The sequence below is a fragment of the uncultured Kordia sp. genome, from assembly GCF_947489565.1.
Classification (GTDB): domain Bacteria; phylum Bacteroidota; class Bacteroidia; order Flavobacteriales; family Flavobacteriaceae; genus Kordia.
Genome location: NZ_CANLEA010000024.1, coordinates 1 through 18472, shown reverse-complemented (window position 1 = coordinate 18472; position 18472 = coordinate 1). Strand labels below are relative to the sequence as shown.

Genomic DNA, 18472 nt, shown 5'->3' with positions numbered 1-18472 from the left:
TAAGATTTGTTTATACGTGCTTAACTCATTAAAAACGAAGGTTTACTCATTGCTTATTTTACAATAATTCATTCCCTACTATATTTATCTTTTAAAGTGAAATATGAGAACCAAGCTAAACTGTATTATTGTAGTATTGACAATGTGTTTAAGCGCTTATGCACAACAGACGTATACACTCAAACTGATTGATTGTGATTTAGAAGATAACCTTCTCTCTTCAAGACAAAGCGTCGATATTCTTTCGGAACATGAAATTATTGAAAAATTTCCTGATGAAATTATTTTTAAAACGGCTACAAATCAAATAAAAGTGCGCTATCAAAATTTATACGATCAACAACTAGATACAGTTTTCATTCTAAAAGATAAAAACACTACTACTTTCCGTTTGTGCTTAGATCGTTTTAAAGATGATTTAGAAGAAACTTGTATCGAGCATGCTATCAAGAAAAAAGCACGTTGGAAATTGAATCTGGAAACCGTAGGTTGTAGTGGTCGGCACACTTCTAAAATTGTAATTTTCCCTAAAAAAGACAGCTTTGTTGCCAAATATGTGTTTTCAAAATATGTTTCTCAAAAGAAAAAGTATGAGCGCGTTGTAAAGTATCGAGTTTTAAATTCAGCACACTTGAATGACATCATACGATTTGAGAAAAAATTACGACTTCATGGAGCTGCCGTAAAAGCAACATATGGAGATACGATTGGCGGAATTTATTTGTATACGTATAAAATTCAATCGGGAAACATCAAAAAAGAAATCAAAAGTTCTTTAAGTTTACAAACAATCGACAAGCGTTATTTATTAAAAAAGTTAGGTTTTGAATCCTGATTTTTCAATAGTGATTGTGTAACAAACTTTCACTTTAATACTCTAATTTGGTATATGAAAATCAAATCCAATGCAGCGCCACACGAGGTAACATCACCTTTTTATATAAAACATAAAAACTTCTGTCAAGAGTTTGAACATTTCATGGCAACTAAAAATGGTTTTATTAAAGGAACGTTTAATGCATGGAGTTACGCTATTTATGGAAAAATTGAAGCTCCTAAAACATGGGATTTACAATATAAACGCACAGTATATTCTGGTACAATTAGTGTTTGATTTTCATCAAAATCTCAAAACTTTTTAGCGTTAGCAAAATGGACAGTCAGCGATGTAGCATTTAAGAATACGAGTTTCTTAATTCGAAGAAAAAAACTATTGGATTTCATGAGACCATCTTTTGTAACATTAGAAAATCATTCTGCATACGTTATGAAAACTGATGGATCACATTTAAAATTCTTTATGCAGTTATTAGCCATTTTACAACCACTTTTTATGGTAAAAGAAATTTATACGATTGAAGTAAAAAATGGCAAATTGATCATTGAATTAAGAAGTGAAAAATTACATTTTGATATTTTTGAAAAGCTATTGAATATGTAATTACGAGTTGTTATTCAGAGATTTAAAATAAACCACCAAACTTATAAACTCATACACTTCTCAACTTCATAAAAAATACTATCTTGCGCGCTTAAAATAGAAACCGATGAAACTATTCAAATCCGTTGATAAAGTATTGGCTCGTATGGGAAGTTCTAAAGCTACAGAACGTGCTTATAATGAACCTTTGACTGTCGAAAAAACAAAACAGATTCCTGGTGAACAAATCGCAGCTTCTGAAGCTGGTGGAATTTGGGCTGGAATTCAAGAATTGAATGGTTATGTGTTTATGGAATTGGTTATTTTAGATACTACAAAGATTAAAACGTTTAAAGGTATTTCGCTAAAGTTTTTGGGTGATAATCAATTAACCTTAGATTCTGACACGAAAGAAGTAAACTCTGAATTTTCAGATCTTTTCAATCGTTGGTTGACACAAGTTAGTTTTGAAATTTCTAAGAAAGAACTCAACTTCATTAAACGAAAAAAATATACGCAGGTTCAACTTGATTTTAAGAATAAATCGTTGATGTTTGAGGTGAAGAAGTGATTTTGATTTCAACTTCGCTCAATCTAGATTGTTAGACTTGTTAGACTTGTTAGACTTGTTAGACTTGTTAGACTTGTTAGAAACTACATTTTTTTGATGATTGAAACGTCAGTTCGAGTGAAATTTCAAAAGAAATTTTGTATCGAGAACTACTCCAATTTCAAACATTCTGAAAAATTATTCAATTCAATTTGAAGTGATTTTTTTGCCTTCTAACATTCACATTCGTAACGTTTTCGTTGTTTTTGATACTAACTCAACAACTAAAACAACTGAATCTATGAAATCAAAGTATATTTTATTAGTAATCGGGATATTGTCCATTGCCGCTTCTGTTCACATGATAATTAAAGGCGAAGAGTTGACCAATAAGCTGTTAGGACTTATTTGCGGAACGAGTTTAATTTATGGATATTACGAGTTACATCAACAAGAGAAAAAGTGATTTTTTAGACTTACTTAGATTGTTAGACTTCTTAGATTTTTAGACTTGTAGGTTCTTGCTTATGTCTCAAAACTAAAAACACCAAAAACCTAAGACCCAAAACCTAACACCTAACACCTACATACTACATATCCACATGTTTCGCATAGTTACGCCATTTTTCAACACAATCAGTGATATCACTAGGAACTTCTGAATTGAAACTCATCTTTTCTCCAGTGGTTGGATGAATGAATCCAAGTGTTTTGGCATGTAATGCTTGTCGCGGTAAAATTTTGAAACAGTTTTCTACAAATTGTTTGTATTTGGTAAAGGTAGTTCCTTTTAAAATGCGCTCGCCACCATAACGTTCATCATTGAATAAAGTATGACCAATGTGCTTCATGTGTACGCGAATTTGGTGTGTACGACCAGTTTCTAGTTGACAAGAAACTAAGGTTACATATCCAAAACGTTCAATGACTTTGTAATGCGTCACTGCTGGCTTTCCTTTATCGGCATCATCGCCAAAAAATACCGTATTTTGCAATCTGTTTTTAGGATGACGGCCAATATTACCTTCTACAGTACCTTCTTCTTCTTCCACATTTCCCCAAACAAGTGCGTAATATATGCGCTCAGAAGTTTTATTAAAGAATTGTTTTGCCAAATGTGTCATGGCTTCTTCCGTTTTGGCTACCACTAATAATCCGCTGGTATCTTTATCAATTCTGTGTACCAAACCTGGACGTTCATTGGAGTTTTTTGGAAGATTGTCAAAATGATAAATCAATGCATTTATTAATGTCCCTGAGTAGTTTCCGTGTCCCGGATGCACTACCATTCCTGCTGGTTTATTGACTACCAACAAATCATCATCTTCATACACAACATCAATCGGAATATTTTCTCCAATCAATAAATTCTCGTACGGCGGATATGCAAATAATACCTTGATAACGTCGTTTCCTTTTACTTTGTAATTGGATTTTACGGGTTTATCATTCACATAAATATTACCATCTTTTGCTGCTTGCTGAATTTTATTTCGAGTGGCACCTTCAATAAAATTCATTAAATATTTATCTATACGTAATGGTTGCTGTCCTTTTTCGGCAGTAAATGAATAGTGCTCGTATAAATCGTCAGATTCTTCTTGTGGTTGTGGAAAATTATTCTCCTGCATTGTTTTCGTTTTCGTCAGTATTGCTTGCGCCTGGACGCTTTCCGTTTCCTAAAATCAATTCTATTTTTGACATTTTTGGAAGTCTGTCATTCGGTTTGATCGACTTGCCTTTGTATTTTAATCCTAAGACCATATCTTTTCCAATATTGTCTTTGTAAGTAACTTTCTCTACCGTAAATCCAACTGCATTCAACGTAGATTCTGCGGTTCTTCTGGTAATTTGAATTACATGCGGAATAGATACTTCTCTATATTTAGACGGATTGATTTTTAGGTATATTTTTCGTCCTTCTTTTACTTTTTTTCCCGCAACAGGATGTTGTTCAATAATAGAAAATGCTGGAAAATCAGGATTATAGTTTATCGTATCTTGAATAAAATAGTTCAGTTCATTTTCTTCCAATTTGACTTTGGCATCTTCAAAAGAAAGTTTTGCCAAATCTGGTACCGTTTTAAACTCTCCGTGATTCGTTGAAAAATCAAGCCATTTGGTAATTAAAAAAACCAAGACAATCACAATTACAATGGCAATTCCTGCTTGCTTTGAAATTACTTTTAATAATGGAAATCGGTTAAAAAAGCCTTTAACCTTACCTAAAAAATTAGAAAAACTCATCTCTGTTACGTTTTTATGGGACAAATATACATACTATTATTACTATTATTCTACTTTGATTTGTCCTCAAATACATTTACTTTCGTTTTTATAACGTTTATTTGAGTTATTTCTTATAAAAATGAAGAAAAATGTAGCCATCATAATGGGCGGTTATTCCAGTGAATACGCCATTTCATTGAAAACTGGAGAAGTTGTATACAAACATTTAGACAAAGCATTATACAACGCATTTAAAATACATATTTTTAGAGATAAGTGGGTTTGTGTAACTACCGACAACAAAGAGTTTCCCATAGATAAAAATGATTTTTCTGTAACTATTGACGATCTCAAAATTACTTTTGATTGTGTTTTTAATGCCATTCACGGAACGCCTGGCGAAGATGGTTATATTCAAGGATATTTGGAACTTTTAGGAATTCCGCATACAAGTTGTGGCATGTATCAAGCTGCCTTGACGTTTAATAAACGTGATTTATTATCTACTTTGAAACCGTATGGAATTAAGTGTGCCACTTCGTATTATTTGAATGCAGGTGACGTTATTGATGAAACTGCGATTGTTGAAAAAGTAGGATTACCATGTTTTGTTAAAGCAAACAAAGCTGGAAGTAGTTTTGGAGTTTCTAAAGTTCATAAAATAGAGGAAATACAAAATGCCGTTGCCGTTGCTCTGAAGGAAGATGACGAAGTGATTATTGAATCGTTTTTGGATGGTGTCGAAGTTTCGGTTGGCGTAATTAATTATAAAGGAAAAGTTACAGTATTGCCAATTACTGAAATTGTTTCGGAAAATGATTTCTTTGATTACGAAGCGAAGTATTTAGGGCAATCACAGGAAATTACACCTGCACGAATTTCTCCTGAACTCACTGAAAAAGTAGCAAAAGTGGCCAAAAGTATTTATGAAATTCTAAAAATGGAAGGCTTTTCGCGAAGTGAATTTATTTTTAAAGATGATGAACCTTATTTGTTAGAAGTGAATACCGTTCCCGGAATGACCGAAGAAAGTATTTTACCGCAGCAAGCAAAAGAAGCGGGTATTTCTCTTGAAGCATTATTTGGGAATGCAGTTGCCTTAGCTTTGGACAAAAAGTAGTACCTTGTCCTAGTTTTTACACACAATTATATACCATGAAACGAGCTATTTTTCCAGGATCTTTTGATCCTATTACCTTAGGACATTACGATATTATTAAACGCGGAATCAAATTGTTTGATGAGGTTATTGTGGCAATTGGTGTAAATTCTGCAAAGAAATACATGTTTAGTTTGGAGCAACGAAAGCAATTTATTGAAGATTCTTTTAAGGATGAACCGAATGTAACTGTAGTAACTTATGAAGGTTTGACTGTAGATTTTTGTCAAAAGCACAATGTAGATTTTATTTTACGCGGATTGCGAAATCCTGCCGATTTTGAGTTCGAAAAAGCCATTGCGCATACCAATCGCGATTTAGCACCTGTAGAAACCATCTTTTTACTAACGGCTGCAAGTACTTCGTATATTTCCTCTTCTATTGTTCGTGAAGTTATCAGACATCATGGAGATTATACTTTGTTGGTTCCAGATTCCGTTCGCGTGTAATTGTAATTTATTTTGAAGCTAGTTCCGATATTTTCTTATAGAATTCTTCTGTAACAAATGGTTTAGAAATATAATCGTTCATTCCAGCAGATTTTATCTTTTCCGCAGTGTCTTCTAATTTACTTGCTGTCAGAGCTATAATTGGCACTTTTGGATTGAATTTTCGAATTTCTCGAGTAGTTGCATATCCATCTAATTCGGGCATATGAATGTCCATAAGAATTGCATCAAATTCTTCTTCTTGTAACTTTTTAATCGCATCAAAACCATTGTTTGTAATGCAGCAAATCACTTCTTTTTTCGTGAGTATTTTTTGGGTTAACAACTGATTGATTTTATTATCATCAACAATTAATATTCTCAAACCTTTTAACACCTCATGATTTTCTTCTTTTTCAACTTCTGGTGCAGAAAAATCTTTTTCTAAAGTCAGCTGAAAGTGAAAAATAGAACCTTTGCCTTCTTCACTTTCTATTAGGATATCACTTCCTAACACATTTAGTAACTTTTTCACAATTGCCAATCCAAGTCCAGTCCCGCCATATTTACGATTCACTTTCATGGATTCTTGCGAGAAATCATCAAAAATTAGTTGTTGTTTTTCTTTAGAAACTCCTATTCCATCATCGATTATTTTAAAAAACAATCCTACAGTCGTGTCTTTTTCTTCTAATGTTTCTATTGCTATGATGATTTCTCCATTTTTTGTAAATTTTATAGCATTTCCGATAAGGTTAATCAATATTTGAGAAATTTTTAGTGAATCGCCTTTTACTCTTTTAGGAATTCTTTCATCTAGGTCGATTTTTATGGTATTTCCGTTATTATTAGTGGAAATTCGTAAAGAATCAACAATATCACCAATCAAGGTTCTTAAATCAAAGGAAATAGATTCTACTTCTATTTTTTCTGCATCAATTTTATTGATTTGCAACACGTTATTAATTAAGGCTAATAAATGTTTTCCTGAAAAATTTAAGGAAGTCAAATATTCTTCTTGATCTTCTCTTGGGCTTTCTTTCAATAATATGTCGGACAAACCAATTACTGCATATAATGGTGTTCGTAATTCATGCGTTATTACAGAGAAAAAGTTTGCTTTGATCTGCGAAGCTTGTTCCGATTTTTGCTTCGCCAACGCAAGTTCGTTTTTCTTTTTGTGCAATTGATATACAATGATCAGCAGCGACATTAGTAGTACAATAATTACCAGCGTCAGTATTTTAAATTTTTGAATGGTTCGTGCTTGTTGTTCTTTTTCATTTTCAACAATGGCCATTCTCTCTTCTCCTTCTTGTATTTGGTAGACTAATTTTAAACGCTCGGCAGTGGTTGTTTTTTCTATATCATAACTTTTCTTTACATAAAATACATGTTGAGAAAGCGCTTCATTTGCTTTTGTGAGTTCATTTTGCTCCTTGTAAATGTTGTAATATATTTCATAAGACATTGCGTTTAAATCGTAATATTCTCCTTCATCATTTATTTTAATTGCTTTCCCTAAGGATTCAATCGCTTCTTCATATCGTTTTTGTCGGTATAATGCTTCTCCTAATAATAAATGACTGTATGCCAAATTACGCTTACGCCGTGGTATTTGTTTGCTTATTTCAATACTTTTATTGAAGTACAGAATGGCTTCCTCTAGATTATTTTGATCTAAATAAACCCTGCCCGAATTGAATAATGGATCTGCTGAAGCAGTAATATCTTCCTTCAAAGTGGCAATGTTCAATGCTCTTCCCAAAAAACCTAAAGCTTTACTGTATTCTTTTTTGTAGTAATGAAGAATTCCCAAGTTATTGAGTGTTCTCGATAATTGAATGGAATCGTTTATTCTAGTTTGAATCTCAGAAGCTTTCAGCATATATTCGTATGCTTTATCTCGTTCAAAGAGTCTGGCATAGGTAACACCAAGTGTATTGTAACCTCTTGCGATTAAGGTATCATTCTGTAATTTTTTGGCTTTTTCTAAGGCAATAAGTGCATAATCTAAAGAAGCAGATAATTGATATTTTTCACCTAATAAAAATGATTTTTCCAGTAATAAAACAGTACTGTCTCGTAACTTTTTTTTATCCGTTTGTGCCGAAGAAACAAGCACAAAGAGTAATACAAAAATCCAAAATATCGACATTTTATTCATGCAATTCCTCTTCATTCAAACCTGATTATTGTAGTATTTACCTATCTTTTTTACTTAGCTTATGTTAAGCTACATATATTTATGGATCAATGCAAATAATTGTGTCGCTTCAAAAGGTTTTATAATCATGTCGTTCATTCCAGAGTTGATAATTTTAGGCAAACTATCGTCTAAAGAAACTGCTGTAAAAGCAATAATCGGCACTTCTTTGTTGAATTTTCGAATGGCTGTAGTTGCCTCATAACCATCCATTTCTGGCATATGTATGTCCATCAAAATCAAATCGTAATGATTGTTTTTTACAATTTCAATGGCTTCTGCGCCACTGGTGACAATATCAGACGTAATTTTTTTGGTCGAAAGAATTTTTTTCGTCAACATCTGATTGATTTTATTATCATCAACCACTAACATTTTTAAATGACTGAAATCTACATCATCAATATGAACTTCGATATTCGGATCAATATTTTCAGTCGCTTTTGGAAAACGAATGTCAAATGTAAATGTGGTTCCTACGTTTTCTTTACTTTCTAACTGAATGTCACTATTGTATACTTCTAGTAATTTTTTTACAATTGACAATCCCAAACCAGAACCTTGATATTCTTCGTTTACTGCATCGTGGTTTTGCGAAAACATTTCAAATACCTTTTCTTGCTTCTCTTTCGGAATTCCAATTCCAGTATCTTGAACACAAAAATGCAATTGCACATCTTCGTCAGTTTCATCAACTTTTTCAACACTTAAGCGAATGGTTCCTTTTTTTGTAAACTTAATGGCATTACTAATAAGGTTGATCAGTATTTGAGAAATTTTCAAACTATCTCCTACTAATAATTCTGGAATTTCAGTATCGTAAGCAATATTGAGTTCATTTTCTCTGTCTTTTATCAACAGATCAAACGATTTAATGATATTGTCAATATTCGCTTTTAAATTAAACGTCGAAGCTCCAATCGTAATGGTATTATCTTCCAGCTTATTGGCTTGCAGAATATTATTCACTAATGACAATAAATGATCGCCCGAAAATTTCAACGATTTTAAATATTGCTTTTGTGAAGTTCTCGGATTTTCCTCTAAGAGCAAATGCGTAATTCCAGTCACTGCATACAAAGGTGTCCGCAATTCATGACTCATCATGGAGAAGAAGTTCGATTTCGTTTTTGAAGTCATTTCAGCCTTCAATTTTGCTTCTTCTAGTTTGTTATATTTTATTCGTAAAAGCTTATTACTTTTTATCTTTTTATAGATTGCTTTGATGATTAATGCGCCTAAAAAAATACAACCCAACAACAACAAAACAATAATAGCAAGAACGACTTTGAATCGGTTAACAATAATGCTTTTTTGATAGTTTTTCTCTTCTAAAACATCGAGTTTCATTTGATCTTTGGTCAAACTATAATTTGCCAATAATTCTTCTTGCAAGCTAGAACGATCTTTGTCTAATCCTTTTTTTAGATTTTCTTGATACTTAAGTATGGCTTCTTTTTCTTTATCAATTTCACCTTTCGATTTATAGATTTCGGCTAATTGTTTATAGGAAGTCGCCAAATCATTGACATGTACATATTCGTTGTTGATATGTTTCTCTAAGAACGTTTGTGCATTTTCAAAATCGTCCAAATTATAATAAGCATCACCTTTTGTAAACTCTAAATAGTTCATTCGAGCTACAAAAAAGATTTTTTCATCTGTAGATAATTTGACACGTTCTTCTACTTCTGAAACAAGTTTCAACACACTTTTATAGCGTTTTTCAGCTTGCAGCAAAGCTATCTTTCCCCAATCTAAAATCAGTACATCTTCTACTTTTCGTGTACTTTTTGCAATGGCATATCCAGTTTTGAGATAATCATGTGCTTCTCTATAGTTCTCTTGATTCATCATCATTCGAACCAAATCATGATATATAAATACAACCTGGCGTTTATTACCTAATTCTTTGTGAATTTTGAGGGATTTTTCATAGTACTTTTTTGCCTTATCTACATATTGCATTCGCTTGTAGGTAAAAGCTAATGTGTAATAAGAATATGCTAGTGCGCCATCGTCTTCATTGTTGGTCGCATGCTGAATAGCGATATAACTATAGGATAATGCTTTTCCAAAACTAAAACTTCTTGCAAGTCCAAACGCTTCATCATTGAGTGTATTGATACTATCGGTTGATACTTCTTGCGCATTTAATTGTGCAAAAGCAAACAAACAAAGGATGATATGTACGATATATCTATTCTTCATTTGATTGATGTATTACGTAGTCAATTTTATCATATAATAGTTCAGGCTCAAAAGGTTTGCTAATGACACCACTAATTTTTGTATCTACAACTTTCGAATACGCATCCGAAATTTCCATGGCCGTCAATAAAATAATCGGAATATTATTATTGTTTTCTCTAATTTTCTGAATGGTTTCCAAACCGTTTAATTTTGGCATAAACATGTCCATTAGAATAAGGTCGAAATCTTGCTTTTCTATAATATCAAGTGCAGAAAAACCACTCAGCACTACTTTGGTGTCTATTTGTTGGCGTTCCAAAATTTTCTGTGTCAACAGTCCGTTCACGGCGTTGTCATCTACAATCAAAATGCTTAAACCTTCAAAATTATAGGTTTTATTTTCATATTCAATCTCATCTTCTACTTCAGTTCCAACAATTTTTCGCAATTCCAATTCAAAGTAAAATTCTGTTCCTCTGTTTAATACACTTCGTAAATGGAGTTTTGATTTTAATACTTTTAATAGATTGTTTACTGTTGTCAATCCTAAACCTAAGTCAAGATATCCGTTGTTTTCGTTTAATACAATTCCTTTGGCGAGGTTTTCAAAAACGACATGTTTTTTCTGTTGTGGAATGCCTAAACCGTTGTCTTTTACTGAAAATTTTAATCGAATCGTTTCATTGGTTTCTCCTATTTGACCAATTCTTAATCGTATATTCGATTCCATATTATACCGAACCGCATTGTCCAATAGATTGAAAAGAATTTGCGAAATCTTTAGACTGTCGCCCAACAATTGAGTTGGAATTTTTTGATCGATCTTTACATCAATATTATTGCGATTTTCCTTCACGAGAAAATTCACGGAAGTAATTACATTTTTTACGTTTTTACGCAGATCAATATTTTCTTCAATGGCTTCCATTTTGCTAGCTTCCACCTTATTCATTTGAAGAATATTGTTAATGATTGCTAATAAATGTTCGCCCGAAAATTTTAATGATTTTAAGTACCGTTCTTGGAATTTTTCGGGTTTTTCCAACAGTAATAAATTAGTCATTCCGATAATTGCATACAAAGGTGTACGCAACTCATGACTGATTAACGAGAAGAAATTTGTGCGGATTTTAGATACGTTTTCAATTTGCTTTTTTGCTTCAATCAATTGCTTATTTTGTCCACTCAACAATGCATTGGTACGAACTCTTGCACGTTGATTTAGATAAAAAACACCAGTTAACAAGACCAAAACCACTAAAATAATAACAAAAATTGTAGTCAGTTTTTTATAATTGGAAATATACAATTCTTTGTCTTCTTGATCTTTTTCAATAGTTTCCAATCGATCTTCGTATTCATCAATTCCGTATTTCAAGACAATCTCAGAAAGCAATTCTTCTTTTTTATGCAAATTGTAGGATTCATAAGACTCAATATGCTTGGCAAGTGCTTCTAACTCTAATCGTTTTTTTCCTTGTTGCGCATAAATTGCCGCTAAGTCTTTGTGAGCAAAAGCTAATAATTCCAAATGTTCTTTATGAGAATCATCACACATGGAAATTGCATCTTTATAATGTGCTTCTGCTTCGTCTATTTTTCCTTGTAAGAGCGCCGATTTTCCGCTGTAATAATATGCACCTTGTAACATATCTGCATTTGGCGGATAATCTGGACTGTTAACACAAAAATTAATTACCTTTTCAAAGCATTCTTTTGCTTTCTCGTAAGCACCTTTAATTACGTGCAATTGTCCAATATGATATTTTGGTTTTATGGAATTGATATCATCCGCAAACTTTTTTGAAAGCTCCAAACTTAACTGCAAGTGTGATTCTGCAGCTACCAATTCTTCATTTTTAAACAAATAATACCCAATATCACTATGAATTTGCATTAAGCGCTTTTCATTATTTTTTTTCGTGAAGTATACAATGGCTTTGTTGTAATTTTCTATGGCGCGTTCCTTATAGCGCATATGAACATATACAATACCTAGTGTACAATAACTTTCTGCGATAAGACTATCGTTTGTTGCAAGTGTCGCTTGTTTTAATGCGCGTTCGCTGTATCGAATTGCTTTGCTAAATTTTCGTTTTGAAGAAAGCTTTTTTGCAGCTACCTGAAGCTTGATTATGCTATCTTTAGTGATCGTACGATCTGTTTGTCCATGCAATGTTGATGCATAGACAATAAGCAATAAAAACACTCGTAAGGCAGTCATGTGTAGTAAGTAGGCTATAATCAGGGCAAAAGATACAAAAATTAGTGCATCTTTTTAATTTTTAACATCACTTACGTAGATTATTTTTGTAGATCCATCATGACATAGTATCGAGGATCATCTACAGCATCTTCGATAACATTTGCCAATTTAGGAGAAGCTTTAATCATTAAGGCTTTACAATCTTCGCTTAAATGTTTGATTCGCAATTGCTTTCCTACTGCTTCGTATTTTTGTGTTAAGTTAAAAATAGCTTCCAATGCAGAATGGTCTGAAACTCTTGATTCCATAAAATCTACCACGACTATTTCTGGATCATTTTTTACATCAAATTTACTATTGAAAGCTTGAATGCTTCCAAAGAATAAAGGTCCAAAAATTTCGTATACTTTAGTTCCATTTTCCAATACTTTTTTGCGTGCACGAATGCGTTTTGCATTTTCCCATGAAAATACCAAGGCTGAAATAATTACACCTGCAATTACTGCAACAGCTAAATCTTTCCATACCGTAATTAAAGAAACTGCAATTAATACAATGGCATCACTAATTGGTATTTTGTTTAAAATTCTAAAACTACTCCAAGCAAAGGTTCCAATTACTACCATAAACATTACACCAACTAACGCTGCAATTGGTACTTGTTCTATCAATCCAGAAGCAAAAAGAATAAAACATAATAATGCAACCGCTGCAACAACTCCAGAAAGTCTTCCGCGTCCGCCACCTTTTATGTTAATGATTGATTGTCCAATCATAGCGCAACCTCCCATTCCACCGAAAAGTCCGTTTAAAATATTCGCGCCACCTTGAGCCAAACATTCACGGTTTCCGTTTCCACGAGTTTCTGTCAATTCGTCCACTAAATTCAAAGTCATTAATGATTCTATCAATCCAATGGCTGCTAAAATAAATGCATATGGTGCCATGACTAACAGGTTTTTCAAACTCCACAATTCAGCAGAAAATATACCTGTTTGAAATTGTGGCAAACCACCTTTTAAACCTGTGCTTTCTCCATTACTACCTTCTACAATAAATGATTTTACGGTAGCAACATCATCAAAATTTCCTAAAATAACAATCGCAGAAACCACAATAATAGCAATCAAAGCTTCCGGTAATTTCTTCGTTATTTTTGGCAATCCCCACATAATCAACATCGTCAATCCTACCAAACCAAGCATCAGTAAGAATCTTGTATTATTGAATAGCGAAGTAAACCATTCGCCCATATTTGACCAAAAAGATATTCCTTCTGGAGCTATTTGAGGGAACATTTCTAACTGCGACATAAAAATCACAATTGCCAAACCATTTACAAATCCCATCATCACAGGATGCGGAATCAATCGAACAAATTTTCCAAGTTTAAAAGCTCCAGCCATTGCTTGAATAACACCAACCATCAACAACGTAATAAACAAAAATTGCAAGCCTTGCTCGCCCATGCCAGCATCAATTCCAAACGCATTTCCTTTAGCAACTAAAGCTACCATTACAACTGCCATGGCGCCTGTTGCACCTGAAATCATTCCTGGACGTCCACCAAAAATGGCAGTGATAATTCCCATCATAAACGCTCCGTACAAACCAACCATTGGCGGAATACCTGCTACAAAGGCAAAGGCAACCGCTTCTGGCACTAATGCCAACGCGACTGTTAATCCACTTAAAATATCATTCTTGGCATTTGCCGTACGTTTTCTAATAAACTCAGTCATAATTCTTTGCTCTTGTAATTCTTAAAAATAAGAAGCGGCAAAAATACAGTTATTATTTCTTTTGGCAAGTTTTAGGAATACGAAATAAGTCATAACAACCATTTCATAACAATTGAGCTCATTATTGGTAAAATTGTATTGCTTTTTTACTTTAGAAACGATGAATAATCACACACTCCTATTTTTTCTATTTTTTTACCTAAGTTTGAAAAGCCAAAAATCATTTTCATGAAAAAACTTCTATTCATTTTCTTTATTTCTATTTTTATTTCCTGTACTTCTGAAAAGAAAGAAACGAAAACTACCTACGATTTTACAACTACATTTGAAACATCTAAAGGAACGCAAACACCAACGTATCCAGAAGTCATTACTTTTTATGAGAATTTAGCCGAGCAATATGATGAAATTCATTTGGAAACTATTGGAAATACAGATGCTGGCAAACCGTTACATTTGGTCACTTTTAATCCTGACGGGAAGTTTGATTTTGATGCTATTCGAAAAGAAAAAACAATTCTGCTCGTAAATAATGGAATTCATCCTGGCGAAAGCGATGGAATTGATGCCACCATGATGCTTGTGCGCGATTTAGCAAACGGACAAAAAGAAGCACCTAAAAATGTTGTTATTGCAGCAATTCCTGTGTATAATGTTGGTGGAAGTTTGAACCGAAATTCAGGCACAAGAGCCAATCAAAATGGTCCAGAAGCATATGGTTTTCGTGGAAATGCACAGAATTATGACTTGAATCGTGATTTTATAAAGTCAGATACCCGAAATGCAAAAGCCTTTGCCGAAATATTTCACAAAGTACAGCCCGATGTTTTTGTAGACAATCATGTGAGTAATGGTGCCGATTATCAATATACATTGACACATTTATTTACACAACATAACAAATTAGGTCATGAAGCGGGAGATTTTCTACACAATACCATGATGCCTGATTTAGAAGCGACTTTACTAAAAAATAATTGGGACATTACGCCGTATGTAAATGTTTTTGGGCGTACGCCGGATAGTGGATTTTCTCAATTTATGGATTCGCCGCGCTACTCTACAGGATACACCACTTTGTTTAATACTTTAGGTTTAATGGTAGAAACACACATGCTAAAACCGTATAAACAACGTGTAGAAGGAACCTATGCTTTAATGGAAGCTTTGATTGAAAATATTGAAACCAAACATCATTCAGATATCAAATCGATTCGTAAAAAAACACATGCATCTTTTGTAAATGCTAAAACGTATCCTGTACAATGGAAATTGGATAGAGAACAAGAAACCAAACTAAATTTTAAAGGATATGAAGGCACTTTTGTAGATAGCGATTTGACAGGTCAGAAACGTTTAAAATATGATGTTAGCAAGCCGTTTACCAAAGAAGTGAGTTATTATAATTATTTCAAAGCAACAAAAGAAGTTTCTGTGCCAAAAGCATACATTATTCCGCAAGGTTGGCATCATATAATTGATTTATTAAAATTGAATCATGTGGAAATGAAGCTTATTGAAAATGACACTATCATTGACGTAGAAGTCTATCATATCAAAGATTTTAAAACCTATACAAATCCGTTTGAAGGCCATTATACACATTACAATACAGAAGTTACCAAAAGCTTGCAAAAAATAGGTTTCAAACAAGGTGATTTTATTGTAAATACAAATCAAACTGCTTTTCGCTATTTGCTAGAAACACTCGAACCTGAAGCTGTTGACTCGTTCTTTAATTGGAATTTCTTTGATACCATTTTACAACAAAAAGAAGGTTTTTCTCCGTACGTTTTTGAAGATGAAGCAAAAGAATTATTGGCTAAAAATCCTGCGTGGAAAGCTGAGTTTGACGAAATGAAAGCCAACAATAAAGAATTTGCAGAAAGTGCTTCTCAACAATTACGTTGGATTTACAAAAAATCTAATCATTACGAAAAAGCACATTTACGCTATCCGATTTTTAGAATTGTTGATTAGTTAGATTGTTAGATCAAAATTAAAAAGTCTAATCATCTAAAAATCTAATAAGTCTTATAGTCTAGATTAAAACAGTAACTTTATATTTTCATAAGAATTTTGCAATGCGATTTTGGCAGCTGCATCATTTTTCCAAACGACTTCCATAATATCTTCTTCTATTTGCGGAAGCAACTCGCCATCGTATGTAGTTTCCATCTTATACCAATGCGTTAATTTCAATCGATACTCTCCATTTCGTTTAAAAATATGATAGGTCTGCATTAAAAATTCAGTAATTGTCAAATTTTTTACGCCGGTTTCTTCTTCGACTTCTCTGACAGCAGTTTCCTCTATATTTTCGCCTTTTTCGGTCTTTCCTTTCGGCAGATCCCACTTTCCATTTCTAAAAATAAACAAGGTTTCATCTTTGTCATTTTTCACCAAACCGCCCGCCGCTTCTACCAAAGGCAGCTTTGTATACAGTAAAGGCAGTAATTCTTCCCCGTTATCGTGATAAAGTATCGCTTTATCTATTTTCCCATTATTCAATTTTCCTATAAGCCACTCTAAATCAACATCTTTCAACAAAAAAGTGTCGGAAATTTCACTCTTTTGAACTTCATTTGATAGAATAATAAGCTTCTCATTGATAAAAACTTTATACATTTGCACTATGATTTTTGATAAGAATACAGCTAAAAAGACTGCCGAATTGTTGTTGCAAATTAACGCAATTAAATTACAACCACAAGAACCTTTTACATGGGCATCTGGTTGGAAATCGCCAATATACTGTGATAACCGAATTACGCTATCGTTTCCACCGATACGAAATTACCTAAGAGAGCAGTTTGCAAAACACATTGATAAAGAATACGGAAAGCCCGATGTTATTGCTGGTGTAGCTACTGGCGCTATTGGAATTGGAATTTTAGTAGCCGAATATATGGGAGTTCCTTTTGTATATGTTAGACCTGAAGCTAAAAAGCACGGACGACAAAACCAAATTGAAGGATTTATTCAAAAAGGACAAAATGTAGTCGTTGTTGAAGATTTGATTAGCACAGGAAAAAGTAGTTTAAATGCCGTAAAAGCATTAGATGCTGCCGAAGTTAATGTAAAAGGAATGGTTGCCATTTTTTCGTATAATTTTGATATTTCTAAGGAAAATTTTGAAAATGCAGGTGTCAATCTACACACCTTAAGCAACTATGAAAATCTTTTAGAACAAGCACTAGACACCAATTATATTACTACTGCAGAATTAGAAACTTTACAAAATTGGAGAAAAGATCCTGCAAATTGGAATGCTAATTGATTAATTACTGAAAAATAACAATAAATGAACATAGAAAGCCCGAAAGTAAGCGTAAATAAGTCTCCCCAAGAACTTTACGATTTTTTGACGAATGTTGAAAATTTTGAAAAATTAATGCCTGAAAATATTAGTAAATTTGAGGTATTGGCAGAAGGGAAATTTCTTTTTGCATTAAAAGGAATGCCAGAAATTGTATTAAAATTAAAAGAAAGCACACCGCCAAATCAAGTTGTTTTAGGTGCTGCTTCCGACAAATTACCTTTTACACTTACAGGTAATATTGAAGATGCTGGAGAAGGAAAAAGTGACGCACAGTTAGTGTTTGAAGGAAAATTTAATCCAATGATGTCTATGATGATCAAAGGACCTATTGGAAAATTTGTAAACACACTTGCTGAAAATATGAGCAAATTATAATATAAAAACACATACTTTTATAAAAGCTGAATGAAGTGATCTTTGTTCGGCTTTTTTGTTTTTAGTTACTTTCAGAGCGAGTAAAAAAGTTCAGTTTCAAAGTACTTCTCGATACAATTTTTCTTCATGCTATTACGAAAAATCACTCGAAGTGACGCTTTGAAAAATGTTGAATGTTGAAAGAAATCACACAAAACAATAGCGTGTCTAACAATCTAAAAAGTTTAAGTGTTTATAAGTTTAGCAGTTTAAGTATTCAAACCAACATAGAAAAACAAATTAGCCAGCTACTAAAAGGCAAAGCCGCGTCTAAGAGCGAAGTGATACCAAAGCGCAAGCGTGTCTAAAAGGCGAAGCAATACTAACAATCTAAAAAGTTTAAGTGTTTATAAGTTTAGCAGTTTAGATATTCAAACCAACATAGAAAAACAAATTAGCCAGCTACTAAAATACTAAAAGGCAAAGCCGCGTCTAAGAGCGAAGCGATACCAAAGCGCAAGCGTGTCTAACAATCTAAAAAGTTTAAGTGTTTATAAGTTTAGCAGTTTAGATATTCAAACCAACGTAGAAAAACAAATTAGCCAGCTACTAAAATACTAAAAGGCAAAGCCGCGTCTAAGAGCGAAGCGATACCAAAGCGCA

At 33.0% G+C, this 18472-nt stretch carries 16 protein-coding genes; 9 read left to right on the top strand and 7 right to left on the bottom strand.

All coding sequences use genetic code 11. The annotated features are described in order from the left end of the window. Window positions 1-103 precede the first annotated feature (103 nt). The 4 genes from Q0845_RS23860 to Q0845_RS23845 all read left to right on the top strand — a co-directional run bounded on the left by Q0845_RS23860 (window position 104) and on the right by Q0845_RS23845 (window position 1991). Window positions 104-835, top strand: coding sequence for a hypothetical protein (locus Q0845_RS23860; RefSeq protein WP_298519182.1), 732 nt, complete (start codon window positions 104-106; stop codon window positions 833-835). Window positions 836-889: 54 nt separating this feature from the next. Continuing rightward, entirely contained in the window at window positions 890-1114 is a 225-nt protein-coding gene (locus Q0845_RS23855) for a hypothetical protein (protein WP_298519179.1), read from the top strand. A gap of 108 nt (window positions 1115-1222) precedes the next feature. Further along, window positions 1223-1441, top strand: a complete 219-nt coding sequence (locus Q0845_RS23850) for a hypothetical protein (protein ID WP_298519177.1) — start codon at window positions 1223-1225, stop codon at window positions 1439-1441. A 106-nt stretch (window positions 1442-1547) separates the two neighbouring features. After that, a complete protein-coding gene (locus Q0845_RS23845; RefSeq protein ID WP_298519174.1) occupies window positions 1548-1991 on the top strand; it encodes a hypothetical protein in 444 nt (147 codons plus the stop codon). 569 nt (window positions 1992-2560) lie between these two features. Here Q0845_RS23845 and Q0845_RS23840 read toward each other — a convergent pair. Continuing rightward, window positions 2561-3601: an RluA family pseudouridine synthase gene (locus tag Q0845_RS23840; RefSeq protein ID WP_298519171.1), complete on the bottom strand. Its 1041-nt coding sequence runs from the start codon at window positions 3599-3601 to the stop codon at window positions 2561-2563. Then, window positions 3588-4217 carry a PASTA domain-containing protein gene (locus Q0845_RS23835; protein WP_298519168.1) on the bottom strand — a complete coding sequence of 210 codons (630 nt, stop codon included), beginning with the start codon at window positions 4215-4217 and terminating at the stop codon, window positions 3588-3590. Before Q0845_RS23835 ends, Q0845_RS23840 begins: the two co-directional genes overlap by 14 nt. A 121-nt stretch (window positions 4218-4338) precedes the next feature. Between Q0845_RS23835 and Q0845_RS23830 the strand changes: the two genes are divergently transcribed. Together Q0845_RS23830 and coaD are read left to right on the top strand one after the other, a co-directional pair. Next, window positions 4339-5319 carry a D-alanine--D-alanine ligase gene (locus Q0845_RS23830; RefSeq protein WP_298519166.1) on the top strand — a complete coding sequence of 327 codons (981 nt, stop codon included), beginning with the start codon at window positions 4339-4341 and terminating at the stop codon, window positions 5317-5319. Between the two features lie 35 nt (window positions 5320-5354). Next, on the top strand, window positions 5355-5807 hold the full coding sequence (coaD, locus tag Q0845_RS23825; RefSeq protein WP_298519163.1) for a pantetheine-phosphate adenylyltransferase: 453 nt from the start codon (window positions 5355-5357) through the stop codon (window positions 5805-5807). Between the two features lie 7 nt (window positions 5808-5814). Here coaD and Q0845_RS23820 read toward each other — a convergent pair whose 3' ends face one another. From Q0845_RS23820 to Q0845_RS23805, 4 genes are all read right to left on the bottom strand, one after another. Then, window positions 5815-7953: a response regulator gene (locus tag Q0845_RS23820; RefSeq protein ID WP_298519161.1), complete on the bottom strand. Its 2139-nt coding sequence runs from the start codon at window positions 7951-7953 to the stop codon at window positions 5815-5817. A 69-nt stretch (window positions 7954-8022) separates the two neighbouring features. Further along, window positions 8023-10203: an ATP-binding protein gene (locus tag Q0845_RS23815; protein WP_298519158.1), complete on the bottom strand. Its 2181-nt coding sequence runs from the start codon at window positions 10201-10203 to the stop codon at window positions 8023-8025. Beyond that, on the bottom strand, window positions 10193-12409 hold the full coding sequence (locus tag Q0845_RS23810; RefSeq protein ID WP_298519155.1) for a response regulator: 2217 nt from the start codon (window positions 12407-12409) through the stop codon (window positions 10193-10195). The genes Q0845_RS23815 and Q0845_RS23810 overlap by 11 nt, the downstream gene beginning before the upstream one ends. A gap of 80 nt (window positions 12410-12489) precedes the next feature. Beyond that, on the bottom strand, window positions 12490-14133 hold the full coding sequence (locus Q0845_RS23805) for a SulP family inorganic anion transporter (protein ID WP_298519152.1): 1644 nt from the start codon (window positions 14131-14133) through the stop codon (window positions 12490-12492). 228 nt (window positions 14134-14361) lie between these two features. Between Q0845_RS23805 and Q0845_RS23800 the strand changes: the two genes are divergently transcribed. Next, window positions 14362-16113, top strand: a complete 1752-nt coding sequence (locus tag Q0845_RS23800) for a M14 family metallopeptidase (protein ID WP_298519149.1) — start codon at window positions 14362-14364, stop codon at window positions 16111-16113. A gap of 66 nt (window positions 16114-16179) precedes the next feature. Here the strand turns inward: Q0845_RS23800 and Q0845_RS23795 are convergent, their stop codons facing one another. Beyond that, window positions 16180-16761: an NUDIX domain-containing protein gene (locus Q0845_RS23795; protein WP_298519146.1), complete on the bottom strand. Its 582-nt coding sequence runs from the start codon at window positions 16759-16761 to the stop codon at window positions 16180-16182. A 7-nt stretch (window positions 16762-16768) separates the two neighbouring features. Here Q0845_RS23795 and pyrE point away from each other — a divergent pair, with 7 nt between their 5' ends. Both pyrE and Q0845_RS23785 read left to right on the top strand, forming a co-directional pair. Beyond that, window positions 16769-17413: an orotate phosphoribosyltransferase gene (gene pyrE, locus Q0845_RS23790; RefSeq protein ID WP_298519143.1), complete on the top strand. Its 645-nt coding sequence runs from the start codon at window positions 16769-16771 to the stop codon at window positions 17411-17413. A 24-nt stretch (window positions 17414-17437) separates the two neighbouring features. Next, window positions 17438-17830, top strand: coding sequence for an SRPBCC family protein (locus Q0845_RS23785; RefSeq protein WP_298519141.1), 393 nt, complete (start codon window positions 17438-17440; stop codon window positions 17828-17830). Window positions 17831-18472 lie beyond the last annotated feature (642 nt).